At 45.1% G+C, this 12,686-nt stretch carries 10 protein-coding genes; 3 read left to right on the top strand and 7 right to left on the bottom strand.

Translation table 11 applies throughout. From position 1 onward, the window contains the following. Positions 1-40: 40 nt before the first annotated feature. The 6 genes from dnaJ to VK541_RS00505 form a co-directional block, all read right to left on the bottom strand. A complete protein-coding gene (dnaJ, locus tag VK541_RS00480) occupies positions 41-1,201 on the bottom strand; it encodes a molecular chaperone DnaJ (protein ID WP_324365797.1) in 1,161 nt (386 codons plus the stop codon). Between the two features lie 6 nt (positions 1,202-1,207). Then, on the bottom strand, positions 1,208-1,801 hold the full coding sequence (locus VK541_RS00485) for a nucleotide exchange factor GrpE (protein WP_324365799.1): 594 nt from the start codon (positions 1,799-1,801) through the stop codon (positions 1,208-1,210). Between the two features lie 128 nt (positions 1,802-1,929). Then, positions 1,930-2,613 carry a cell division ATP-binding protein FtsE gene (locus VK541_RS00490; RefSeq protein ID WP_324365801.1) on the bottom strand — a complete coding sequence of 228 codons (684 nt, stop codon included), beginning with the start codon at positions 2,611-2,613 and terminating at the stop codon, positions 1,930-1,932. Between the two features lie 2 nt (positions 2,614-2,615). Further along, a complete protein-coding gene (locus VK541_RS00495; RefSeq protein ID WP_285055048.1) occupies positions 2,616-2,819 on the bottom strand; it encodes a fructose-6-phosphate aldolase in 204 nt (67 codons plus the stop codon). A 47-nt stretch (positions 2,820-2,866) separates the two neighbouring features. Further along, a complete protein-coding gene (locus VK541_RS00500; protein WP_324365804.1) occupies positions 2,867-4,804 on the bottom strand; it encodes a gliding motility-associated C-terminal domain-containing protein in 1,938 nt (645 codons plus the stop codon). Positions 4,805-4,885: 81 nt separating this feature from the next. Further along, the gene (locus VK541_RS00505) at positions 4,886-5,905 is read right to left on the bottom strand and encodes an acyl-CoA reductase (RefSeq protein WP_324365814.1); all 1,020 of its coding nucleotides are present in this window, start codon (positions 5,903-5,905) and stop codon (positions 4,886-4,888) included. Positions 5,906-5,982: 77 nt separating this feature from the next. On the opposite strand from VK541_RS00505, the gene VK541_RS00510 reads away from it, so the two are divergent. Beyond that, complete coding sequence (locus VK541_RS00510; protein WP_324365806.1) at positions 5,983-6,333, top strand: 4Fe-4S dicluster domain-containing protein; 351 nt, start codon at positions 5,983-5,985, stop codon at positions 6,331-6,333. A gap of 69 nt (positions 6,334-6,402) precedes the next feature. On the opposite strand, the gene VK541_RS00515 is transcribed toward VK541_RS00510, so the two are convergent. Next, entirely contained in the window at positions 6,403-6,858 is a 456-nt protein-coding gene (locus VK541_RS00515) for a universal stress protein (protein WP_324365808.1), read from the bottom strand. Positions 6,859-6,937: 79 nt separating this feature from the next. Here VK541_RS00515 and VK541_RS00520 point away from each other — a divergent pair, with 79 nt between their 5' ends. Both VK541_RS00520 and VK541_RS00525 read left to right on the top strand, forming a co-directional pair. After that, a complete protein-coding gene (locus VK541_RS00520) occupies positions 6,938-7,717 on the top strand; it encodes a C40 family peptidase (protein ID WP_324365810.1) in 780 nt (259 codons plus the stop codon). A gap of 49 nt (positions 7,718-7,766) precedes the next feature. Beyond that, a partial coding sequence (locus tag VK541_RS00525; RefSeq protein WP_324365812.1) for an alpha-2-macroglobulin family protein occupies positions 7,767-12,686 on the top strand: 4,920 nt, incomplete at its 3' end.

Here is a 12,686-nt window from a genome sequence, read left to right on the forward strand (position 1 = left end):
GGCCGTCAAACAGACGGCCTTTTTTGTATTTTTTGCTTATTTATTCAAAATACTCTTTCATTTTCTCAAAGAAGCTCTTGTCGTTTTTACCGGGCTGCGGTTTGAAGTTAGGAGATTCCCTTAATTTTTCCAGCATAGCCCTTTCCTCAGAACTTAAGGCTTTAGGGGTCCATATATTTACGTGGATGATCTCATCCCCGCGATGGTAAGAATTGATTTCAGGGATACCTTTACCTTTTAAACGAAGCAGTTTTCCGCTTTGTGTTCCGGGCTCTATTTTGATCTTCGCCTTACCGTCAATGGTAGGCACCTCTGCACTATAACCAAGCGCTGCGTCTATTATAGAAACATGCAGGTCATAAACGATATTATTTCCTTCGCGTTTTAGTGTTTCGTGAGGCATTTCTTCAATCAGAATGATCAGATCTCCCGGAATGCCGCCGTTAGGGGCAGCGTTACCTTTGCCGCTCATGCTCAATTGCATCCCGTCGCTCACGCCGGCAGGTATGTTAATGGTAATGGTTTCCTCACCTCTTACCGTACCTTCACCATGACAGGAATTACATTTTGCAGTGATCTGCTGGCCGCTTCCGTTACAGGTAGGGCAGGTAGATGTAGTTTGCATCTGGCCCAGTATCGTATTGGTCACCCTGCGTACTGCACCGCTTCCGCCGCAGGTTTTACAGGTACTCACCGATGAACGGTCTTTGGCGCCCGTACCATCACAGGTTTTACAGGTGATCTGTTTATTTACTTTTATTTTCTTTTCAGTGCCATTGGCAATTTCTTCGAGAGAGAGTTTTACCTTAATGCGCAGGTTTGTACCCTTAGCTACCCGGCGGCCGCCGCGAGATTGCTGACCACCTCCTCCAAAGAAGCTCTCAAACGGACTGCCCCCGCCACCAAAGATATCGCCAAACTGGCTGAAGATATCTTCCATGTTCATACCGCCGCCACCATATCCGCCAGAAGCACCGCCAACACCAGCATGACCATAATGATCATACCGCTGTTTCTTTTCAGCATTGCTCAGTACTTCGTAAGCTTCTGCCGCTTCCTTGAAGTTATCCTCAGCTGCTTTATCTCCCGGATTTTTATCAGGATGATATTTTATAGCAAGTTTGCGATAAGCTTTTTTAATCTCATCGGCAGATGCGTTTTTGGCTACACCAAGCACATCGTAATAATCTCTTTTACTCATATAATATTAACTACCCACTACAACTTTAGCAAAGCGGATCACTTTATCATTTAATGTATAGCCTTTTTCCAGCTCGTCGATTACTTTCCCTTTCATCTCCTCATTAGGAGCAGGGATTTTAGTGATGGCCTCATGATGATCAGTATCAAATGGTGTATTGATACTCTCCATTTCCTTTAAACCCTTTTGAGCCAGGAGGTTTTTCAGCTTGCTGTGTACCAGTGAAATCCCTTCACGTATCGGATTGATGTCGGTAGCGCTTTCAATGGCTTTATTTGCACGGTCAAAATCGTCTAAAACCGGCAGCAGGGAAACGATCACATCTTTTCCGGCAGTCTGTAACAGTTCTGTGCGTTCTTTTTGGGTGCGGCGTTTAAAATTGTCAAATTCGGCGAACAAACGTAAATATTTGTCGTTCAGAGCAGCATTTTCCCGCTGCAGTTTCTCTTCCACAGAAAGTTCGGGGACAGTTTCTTCTGCCGCTGCATCTTCTGCACGCTCTGCGTTTTCCACGTTCTCTGCACGCTCTTCTGTTTTCACTTCGTTATTATTCTCCACAGTAGGGTCTTCCTTTGTAATGTTTTTCTTCTTGCTAAACATGGTATAGTAGAATTTTTGGATGAAGGTTCAAAAGTTTTGCCAATAGTATTTTTCAGTCATGCTGTCAGTTTTAGTTAAAATATACTGACCAGAATGACTGAAAAAGAATGTTTTGTCAGATTTTTGGGTTAAACGATCTGTGCATCTTCATGCACTATGCCACCTTCACATTTTATAATTCTGGAAGGCATGGTACGGATGATGTGATAATCGTGAGTGGCCATAAGTACGGCAGTTCCGCTTTGGCTGATCTGTTTTAACAGCAGCACGATTTCTTCTGAAGTATCAGGATCAAGATTCCCTGTAGGCTCATCTGCCAGGATGATCTCAGGATTATTTAGCAATGCACGTGAAATCACCACACGCTGCTGTTCTCCGCCGGAAAGCTCATGCGGCATTTTCCTGATCTTGGATCTTAATCCAACTTTTTCCAGAACGTCTTTGATGCGTTCCTGGATTAGGTTTTTATCGTTCCAGCCAGTCGATTTCAATACAAATTCAAGGTTCTTTTCAACGGTCCTGTCGGTTAGCAACTGAAAATCCTGAAAAACGATCCCCAGCTTTCTGCGCAAATAAGGTACATCCTTTATGGCCAGGTTTTTTAAATCAAAGCCCGCCACCAGGCCATCACCATTACCAATATGAAGATCGCCGTATATGATCTTAAGCAGACTGCTTTTTCCGGATCCGGTCTGGCCAATTAAAAAAACAAACTCATCCTTGTCAATATTCAGGTTCACATCTGATAAAACCAAATGCTTCTGCTGAAATACATCGACTTTTCTTAAATTTATAACTGCGTTTCCACTCATTTTTAAATATCAATTTTAGCGATCTGTCCAAAAGGAAGATCATTTACAAAACTCATAATGTAGGGCAACTTATCACCAAGGCCAAGCTTGTCCAGCGACTTATCAGGCCTATCGACCCTAAAATACGCCAATAAAGTAAATTTGTCATCCCTCAATTGAACGTAGTCTGGTATTTTGGCTATGCCCTTTACTTTAATAACATACATCAGGTCAAAAATAGTATTTCAAAATGAGAATAAAGCATGCAGTTTATTTATCTGATGAGGGTAACCGAACCGCTGACCGGTTTAATGTTACCCCTCAATTTGATCACATAATAGTAAACGCCAGCGGGAAGGTCATTGTTTTTATATTTTCCGTCCCAGGCTTTGGTATATCCTGAGCTTTCGAAAACCATTTCTCCATACCGGTTCATGACCTTGACATTCGGGGTGTCAAAAGCGTCTATTGCCGTGATGTTCCAAAGGTCATTTATACCATCGCCATTCGGACTGAAAACATTGGGTACGATCAGCTTTTCATAAACCTTTACAAAGACCTCATCGACCGCAGTAATGCAACCCAGCCTGGAGACCACATTTAGCGTATAATTGGTATTCCGGGTAGGTGAGGCCACAGGGTTCAGCGATCTTGGATCATCGAGATCTGTTGCAGGAGTCCAGAAGAAGTCAATTTCATCGCCGGCCACTTTCCCTTCAAGTTTGGTATCGTAGCTCAGCAGGACCTTTTTGTCAGGACCAGCATCCGCTTTGGGTATTTTGTTGACAATTACATTTACCGTGGTCGTCCGGAAGCAGGAGCCGCTCATCACCTTGACCGTATATAATGTGGTTTTGAGCGGGGAGGCTATTGGATTTGCTATTTCCGGATCGGACAGGCCTTCAGCTGGCGACCAGCTGTAATAGGTGCCACCGGATGCACTGAGTTCAACAGATTTGCCTTCACAGATTTCCGGAGCGGGATTGCCAACAACAGGTTCAGGCGGAGGGATAATGGTGATGTCAACCGAAGCGCCTGCTTCACAACCCCGGCTGTTCACTTTTACCGTGTAAGTACCGGCCATGGCGTAAGTAGCATTTTGAATGGGAACCGACTTTGTTGTCCCGATGAGTTCTCCCGCAGGATTTCGCCACTCATAGGAATCTGCAATGTCTGCAACATCGAGAACGATCGCATCACCCAGACAGACCGGCCCGTTACTCAATGCCTGCGGCTGAGGATAGGGGTTTACATTTATGGTAAGTGTAGGAGACATTGTCCGGCACCTTGGTGAATTAAAATTATTTCCCTCTGCTACTGCCAGCCGGTAATCATATCTGCCAAGCGCGGCATTTCTGTCAAATGGAACGTCTATTGTCGTGCCTGTCTGCCCGGCAATGTCCAGCCAGGTACTTCCGTTGTATATTTGCCACTGGTACCTTAGCGTAGCAGGACCATCTACATCCACACAAAGCTTAATAGTGGCATCATTTCCTTCACAGACATTTGCTGTAGATTCGTCCGTATTGTTCACCCCGACGGTCATTCTGGGCCCGCATGCCCTGAAGGTAATGTCATCCAGTGCGATGTCATTGCCGTCACCACCAGGGCCGTTGTTTACCATCCTGATCTTTATACGGCCCGCCTCCGTAGTTCGGAAAAGAAAACCATATTGTTTCCAGTTCGGGTCTGCATCGGGAATGTCACCTGTATTGTAAGTTCCTAAAACATCGTTATCTGTAGAAAGGATAAAAAATGTGATATTGGGCTTATTTCCGGAATACGTTAATATATTTATGACCCATGCAGCAAATTCATAAGTGGTGTTAGGACACAGATCTATGGAGGCTGCTGATTCATAAAAGACACCTGGATTATAATCGGCATTGACAACCATCATATAGCCGTTGAAATCCCCGGGAGTATGATTGCGCACGTTATACCATCCATTATTGAAACCAAGTGTTGATTTCGCAATGGTAAAACTGCCGTCGCTGACAAATTCTGAATTGGGGTTGACATATCTGTATGTTGTCGGCAAGCCGGGATTTGGGCCAATATCGGCGAATCCCCTCCCAAAATCAATGTTCACGACCGGATCTCCCAGCGACCCTGTACAGAATGTGGGTTCTTGCGCGCTTACCGGCCCGGCAATAAAAGCCAATGCCAGGATCAGCAGGAGCGTATGAAGATTTAGCTTATGGGATATCACCTATCAAATTTTACAGTTCAATATACCTGTAAAATGTGACATCAAATAAAATATTGCACAATTATCGCAGCGGGAGAGCGGCTAAAGGCTGTTCAGAAACCCAATCGTATCCACATTGTCCGCATAGTCCCAAAGCTTAGGGTTCTGGCTTTGTCCAAAACCCAAAACTGACACTCCCGCTTTCAACTCAGCTGTACTCACCACACACTGGATATTTTCAGCCTGCGCGGCAAGAATTTCCTCCACCTCATGAAGGCCGCTGTATCGCTCAAAATAAAGAACTGCCAAGGGTGATGACAAGCTCTTGTCCTCCCTGAGCAATAGAAAACCATTGTCAAAATGTTCAGCGAGGTTGACCAGGTAAATGGACTTATTGTAATCGTAATTGTTGTTGTACTTGAAATGGTTGGCAATGTCTTTGAAGGGTTCTACCGGCTCAAAAAAGTTCTTAATGTCATACCCTTCCGGAATGTATAGCTTGGAAACGTTCCTGCAGCCCAGACCGAAATAGTCAAATACATCATGGCCGAGCAGGGCAATTTCATCTGCGGTTTCATTTCCTGTCAGCACAGCTACACTGTTTCTGTTCTTGCGAATGATGTTTGGACCCTTCCCAAAATAATAATCAAAATATCTTGATGTATTGTTACTGCCTGTTGCAATGATGGCGTCAAAATCTTTAAGGCGTTCTGTATAGATGATTTGTTTTTCGAGTAAAGGCTCAATTTTTATCAATTCAGCCAGCAGGGCAGGGAGCAGCTTGTCATCAGATGAGGAAAGCTTGATCAGTGCAATGTTGCCGGTAGCGAGTACACACAGCACATCATGAAAACCCACCATAGGGATATTCCCGGCCAGTATAAGCCCGACTTTTTTGGGTGTGGCAGTTACGGTGATGTTCTTAAACCAGGCTTCCAGATCTTCGGCATTCAGCATAGTTTGCAGGGCCTGAAGTGCTTTTTTGACCTCTTCGACAGTAAACCAACTATTACTGTTTTGTGCTGAAGAAACCAGATTTTTGAAGTTCTCATCCGGATTAGCGATAAAGTCACTAAGTTTTTTAAATGCAATAATTAGTTTTTCAGCAGTAAGCATTGGCATAAATTTCAACAAAATTAAAGTTTAAGTGTTATATTTGCGTTGCAAAGGTAACTTTACCTATAGACTTAGACGAAGACATGGCTATTAAAATAACAGACGAATGTATTAACTGCGGAGCATGTGAGCCTGAATGCCCCAATAATGCAATTTATGATGCAGGCACAGCCTGGAGATTTTCTGATGGTACGAATTTAAACGGGATCATCGATTTTGGTGATCAGCAGATCGACGCTGAATCTGCCCAGGAAGCAAAGTCTGACGAGGTATATTATATCGTATCAGATAAGTGTACTGAATGTAAGGGTTTTCATGATGAACCACAATGTGCTGCAGTATGTCCTGTTGATTGCTGCGTAGATGATGAAGATGTTCGTGAAACTGAAGACGAGCTTCTGGCTAAAAAAGCCTGGCTTCATCAGGAAAATTAGGATGAATTATACAAAATATACAGGGCGCTTATGAAAATAAGCGCCCTTTTTTATTTATCAAAATAATGATCAGTCTTTTTCTTCGTATTTATTAGGCACGATCAGCACCGGGCAGGCCGACTTGCGGGCTACGTGCTCTGCAACACTCCCCATTAGAAAATGATAGAGTCCCGTTCTTCCATAGGTACCGATAACGATCAGGTCAGAGCCATATTCGTCTGATTGCTGGATGATCCCGTGCGCGGCGCTGTCTATCACACTCAGATAAGTTGTGGTGATCCCATTGCCATATTTGTTTTCTATTTCCTTCAACAACATGTGACTGTTTTCTTCGCTATTGTCATAGGCTTCTAAAAATACGGGTGCAAGTGTAAGGTCCGGATTCACATTGGCAGGTACCGGTTCTATGATATTCACAAGGGCTACCTCTGCGCCAAAGGTCCTTGCCACTTCATAACCCACCCTGGCAGCCTTTTCAGAACAGGTGCTGTTGTCTACGGCAATCAAAATTTTCTTGAGGTTCATCGTCTTTAGATTAAGGTTTGTACCATTAATATAACAATTTAACCAATGAAAAGTTTAATTTTATATCTTCAATTATAGTATGGAACAACATTATGCAATATGCAGGGTAGCAGTTGCGCCTTTGCGTGCCGAACCTTCCGACAAAGCCGAGATCAGTTCACAATTGTTGTTTGGCGATCACGTAGAAATTCTCCAAAAGACAGAACGCTGGTGGCAGGTCCGCAACGGATATGATGACTACCAGGGCTGGATGGATTTCAGGCAACTTGCCGGACTGACCAGGGAACAATTTGCAGCCAGTCAATATAACCAGTACCTCGTGCCGCCAGCACCAGTCAATATAGCTGTCGATTCAGACGGCGGCAAATATTACCTTTCACCGGCCAGTATCCTGCCTTTGTACGATAAGGGATTTTGTTACCTGGGTGAAGCAAAGTATGAAGTGCTTTTTGAACCCCGCCATGTAGTTGCTGAAGATCCTGAAAATATCATCAAAGATGCCCTGTTTTTTGAGAATGTCTCCTATCTCTGGGGCGGGCGTAATTTCTTCGGCCTTGACTGTTCCGGATTTGTCCAGACTGTTTTTAAACTCAATGGTTTCAGCCTGAAACGTGATGCCTGGCAGCAGGCGGAACAGGGAACAACAGTTGACTTTTTGCAGGAAGTACAGCCTGGTGATGTTGCCTTCTTTGACAATGCCGAAGGCCGGATCACCCATGTGGGCATCATGCTCAGTCCGACAGAAATTATCCATTCATCAGGGAGAGTACATATAGACCCCATTGACAACCAGGGAATATACAATCCGGAACTCGGCCGGTATACCCATAAATTGAGGATCATAAAAAGATATAGTTAAAAAGTTTTATGTAATTTGGTAATTATTGCATCATGCAATAAACCAGTGTATGAAACGACTCTTACTCTCTCTGTGCTTATTTTTGTCATGCGGCGGTTTTCTTCAGGCCCAAAAAAAACTAACTGCCAGCGCTACTTCCGGTAAATATACTTATATCTATAAGCTGACAGACAAAGAAACCCTGGCTTTGCCCCTTATCGATGACAGCTATATGCATACGCTGATCGATTCTGCGACATCAGAGAATCTGGAGGCCAGGCGGGAAAAGCTGCCATTTGGAAATTACTTGCTGGTCTCTGCTAAGTATGGAAAACTCGAATATGAAATGCTTCCGGTTTCCAATGTCCATTTCAGGCCGATCAGCAATGGCAAGGACTTTCAGGGACTCGTCACCGACCTAAAAGGGAGTCCTGTCAGCAATGCGGATGTTTGGGTGGGGAACAGAAAGGTAAACAATGATCCTTCGACCCGGCTGTATACCACAAAATTCATCCGTAAACCCGCAAAGGTAACAGTGAAATATGAGGGAATCAGCAGTTTCTATAATTATAAGGTCTATAAGCCTGAACCCAAACCTTTTTTCCTGAGCAAAATGTTTAAGCGCAAACCTGAACGCAATTACGAAATACAACAAAGCGAGCGCAACAGATACCTGGGTTATCTGGTATTCAGCAAGCCCAAATACAAACCCCTGGATACGGTAAAATTCAAAGCTTATCTGATCACAAGTAAGGGGAATTCCATAAATGGTAAATCAATGCGAATAGAATTGAACGGCATTGTTCTCGACACCCTGCAACCCTATCGCGAAGGCGGTTACGAATCACAGGTTATCTTGCAGGACAGCCTCAAACTGGAACTCGACAGGAACTATGCCCTTGTACTCAGAGAGAAAGTCGGGGGGAAATGGGTAAAGGCTTTCAGCCAGGAGTTCAAGTATGAAGATTACGAACTCAAGCAGCTGAGTCTTTCTGTCCGCATGGATAAGAACGAAGCCTCCAGAAATAATCCGGCGACAATATATCTGAAAGCCACCGACGAGAACGGGCTTTCTGTGCCCGATGGCAGAACTGTGCTGATCGTAACCACCGGTTATGTGTCCAGATACTATGCGGATAAAGTATTTGTAAAAGATACCTTATGGAAAACCACACTGGTCATGGATCCGGTTGGCGAGACAAAACTGGTTTTACCAGACAGTATTTTTCCCAATGCAGACCTGCAGGCCAACCTGAACTTTAACTTCCTGAACAGCAATAACGAAAACCTTAGCACTTATAAATCATTACAGTTCAGGCATGTTGACCAGCGCCTTAAGTCTGAAATAAAAGGAGACAGCCTAAGACTGGATTATCTGAAGAACAACATTTCCATCACGCAGACGGCCACAGTTTTTACCGTATATGCAGACGAATATGAGGTGAAGGATTCGATAAAGCTCAGGCTGCCTGCATCGATACCGATTAATCCCATGGTCCAAAATTATCGTGTCCAAACAGAAGACGGATTCAGCAATGTGGTGTATATGCAACAGCTACAGCAGCGGATCATCCCTTATGCCGAACAGGGAAAGGATTCTTTACACATAATGGTAGAAAACAAAAACAAAACCGCTTTCTGGTACAGCATATTTTCCGGTGATGAAATACTAAAGCGCGGATATACCCGCAAGCTGGATACTGTAATGAAACATACGGTGTCCAGAACAGCGCATATCGAACTAAAATACGTATGGGCCGGGATGATGCAGACCGAAGAAGTGAGCGCGTATTACAATGACAACAACCTGAAAGTATCGATGGAAGGCCCTGAAGTGGTTTATCCGGGACAGACCGTAAACATAGCAGTGAAAGTAACCGATATCAACGACAAGCCGGTATCCGCTACAGATGTCACTGCCTTTGCCGCTACTTCTAAATTTTCCGGAGGCCCGGAGGTTTATCTGCCTGTTTTTGGAAATAGGTTCATCGGCAGAAAGTTAAAAGCCTTCGTAAATGACCGTAATATTTTAACGGAAGCCTCGGGTGAGCTGAGGCTGAACTGGGAAAAATGGGGCAGGAAACTCGGACTCGACACCATCGAATATTACAAGTTTACACAGACCAAAGACCTGTACCGTATAGATGAGGACTGCAGGGATTCTATGGCCCTGATCGCACCTTTTTTAATGAAGGACGGAGCAATTGAACCCATACATATCGTTTACATCGATGATATTCCGGTCTATTTCAGTCAGGCCGACCAGTTGCAGCGTTATGCTTTCAGGGTAGATCCAGGCATGCACCAAATTACCCTGCGCAGTGCAAATCACCAGGTTACTATCGCAGACCAGAATTTTTTAAAGGGAAAAAAGACGGTCATCAGCGTCGCTGCAGATCTGCTGAACAAAAAGGCTAAAGTATCCACTGCGCAACCCAGCTTGTCGGCGGAGGAAGCAGATCAGGTAAGCAACTACATGATCCGTATAGAGAATAGCTTTCAGGGACAAAAGGCCATACTGCTTGCTGAAAAATCGGAGACTTTGCTAAGCCCGCCGGCTGATTACAATAACAAGCAAAGCCTGCTGATAGGACCCTACAAGGAAAATATACTGTATCTGACCACACCCCATGTGCACCACGCTTTTGTAAAGGAGCCCGGCTATACCTATACCTTTTTGCCTAACCTGATCAGGCAGAAATCCTTTCCCGAGAAATATGGTTTCGATATCCGCCTGGGCAGGAATAATCCTTTACGGGCACAGGACTACAGGGACATCCCGCTGACCAGGGCAGCGATCGACAGCATCTGGACCGATCATCTGGACAGAAGAAGTATGACCACAACTTTGTTCAATAACCTGCTTTCATTTGCAGGACCAGGCGGTGCAATCACTTCCTCTGTAACCTTCAGCAAAGCCGAAAAGGCAGTTCCGGTCAAGAATATGCTGATCTACAGAAGTGATCAGCCGGACCTGGTATATGTCTTTCCGGGTTCCGCAGGCCTCCGTCCCAGGGTAGCCGAAGGGACCTACAGCATCATGTACCTCTTCAAAAACAACAGTTACTTCATTAAACACGACGCCATAGTCCGGCGAAACGGCACCAACTATTACCATATGAAAGACCCTGGGCTCAATGAGCCGGACAGCATGAGTGTGGAAATTGACAGGTGGATCAAGTCTGCAGGCGGAAGATATCTTATCGGAGACGCTGACGGCGCCAGGGATGAAATCCTCGAGATCTTAAATGCGAGATTTTTCAACAGGTCTGCTTTGAAGCAAAAGATCAGCGGTGTAGTAAGGGACGAGAAAAGCTTATTGCCGCTGGGTGGGGTAACCGTAAACCTGAAAGGATACAAGCGCATCAGTACCAGAACAGACAAGTCAGGGACTTACAGCCTCACTGTGCCGGCAAGAAGTACCCTGGTGTTTTCAGTGGCAGGGTATGATGTGAAAACAATGAATGTACTCAACTACAAGCCCGGTCTGCTGATGACCAGACGGGAACCTTCCGCTGGAGAAACCATCCTCAGAGAGTATAAGAAACGTGCCAGGGAAAAAGACGTGCGCTCCGTCTCCGGGTATTTAGCAGGAGATGTGCCAGTATCCAATGTCGAACAGCTGTTGCAGGGCAAAGTAGCCGGGCTCAACATTCAGAACAACACCGGCGCACCGGGTTTGCGGGGCTCTGTAAACATCAGGGGGCTAAGTACTATAAGTACTACAGGGGCCGGCACTCCCCTAAGCGGCAAACCCCTGGTGATCATAGACGGATTACCTTTTTCCGGAGCGATGGAATCCCTGGACCAAACGAGCATCGCTGAGATCAGAGTATTGAAGGATGCTGAAGCCGCTGCACTTTACGGCTCGATGGGAAAAAATGGGGTGATACTGATAAAAACGCTAAAAGGCAATACACAATTGAATCCTGAGGGAAGCATAGGCGCCAGCGAAAACAGCATGCGTAAAAACTTTTCTGATTATGCCATATGGCAGCCGAGACTTTTTACGGATTTGGATGGCAGGGCCTCATTTACGGTTAAATTTCCTGACGACATTACCAGCTGGTCCGCAAACCTCGTCGCCATGAACGGCCGCAGGCAAAGCGGGAGGAGCAACACCCTCATCAAATCGTTCAAGTCATTGAGTGCCAATTTCGTGTCTCCGCAGTTTGCCCTGTCCGGCGATGAGATCCGTGTCATCGGTAAACTCATGAATTATACCAATAACTCAGAAAGTGCTGCACGCAAATTCATCTACAACGGGAAGGAAGTAAAGAATTCGATAGTCTCCTTCAAAAATGCCCATCTGGACACCATAAGCATTGTGGCAGCGGACAAAGCTACGTCAGATGCCGGCAAATCTGATAGTCTTTCCTTTGAATACAGTATGCTTCAGGACAACGGCTACTTTGACGGGGAACTGCGAAAAATTCCCCTGCTCCAAACAGGAGTTACGGAAACAAAAGGCTATTTCGATGCTTTCATTAGGGATACCACCGTTAGCTATGACTTTGATGCATCTCTGGGGAAGGTGACCCTGCATGCAGAAGCATCTGTCTTCCCGGTTTTGCTGGATGAGATCGGCAAACTGAGCAGGTATGAGTATTTATGCAATGAACAGCTGGCTTCAAAACTCAAGGGGCTGCTGCTGGAGAAAACCGTTCGTAAACAACTGGGTCAGGACTTTAAGCAAGATAAGCAGGTCAGGGAGATCCTGAAGAAGCTGATGAACAGCCGGCGTGCAGAAGGAACCTGGGGATGGTGGCAGAACAGTCCGGAAGAAATGTGGATCAGTCTTCATGTGGTGGAAGCATTATTACAAGCTGAAAAACAAGGCTATTCCATTCAGCTCGACAAAGAGCGGCTTTACCGTTACCTGACTGACCAGTTGGCAGGAAAAAAGGGACAAAACGAAATCTATGCGATTAAATTGATCGGGACATTAAGCAGTACTTATTTTATCAAAGACTGGGTAGAACAACTAAAA

This window comes from Pedobacter sp., from assembly GCF_035317785.1.
Taxonomy (GTDB): Bacteria; Bacteroidota; Bacteroidia; order Sphingobacteriales; family Sphingobacteriaceae; genus Pedobacter.

Bases quoted from the DNA above. Each gene is read 5' to 3' on its own strand.
- dnaJ (WP_324365797.1), bottom strand. From the start codon at position 1,201: ATGAGTAAAAGAGATTATTACGATGTGCTTGGTGTAGCCAAAAACGCA.
- VK541_RS00485 (WP_324365799.1), bottom strand. From the start codon at position 1,801: ATGTTTAGCAAGAAGAAAAACATTACAAAGGAAGACCCTACTGTGGAG.
- VK541_RS00490 (WP_324365801.1), bottom strand. From the start codon at position 2,613: ATGAGTGGAAACGCAGTTATAAATTTAAGAAAAGTCGATGTATTTCAG.
- VK541_RS00495 (WP_285055048.1), bottom strand. From the start codon at position 2,819: ATGTATGTTATTAAAGTAAAGGGCATAGCCAAAATACCAGACTACGTT.
- VK541_RS00505 (WP_324365814.1), bottom strand. From the start codon at position 5,905: ATGCCAATGCTTACTGCTGAAAAACTAATTATTGCATTTAAAAAACTT.
- VK541_RS00510 (WP_324365806.1), top strand. From the start codon at position 5,983: ATGGCTATTAAAATAACAGACGAATGTATTAACTGCGGAGCATGTGAG.
- VK541_RS00515 (WP_324365808.1), bottom strand. From the start codon at position 6,858: ATGAACCTCAAGAAAATTTTGATTGCCGTAGACAACAGCACCTGTTCT.
- VK541_RS00520 (WP_324365810.1), top strand. From the start codon at position 6,938: ATGGAACAACATTATGCAATATGCAGGGTAGCAGTTGCGCCTTTGCGT.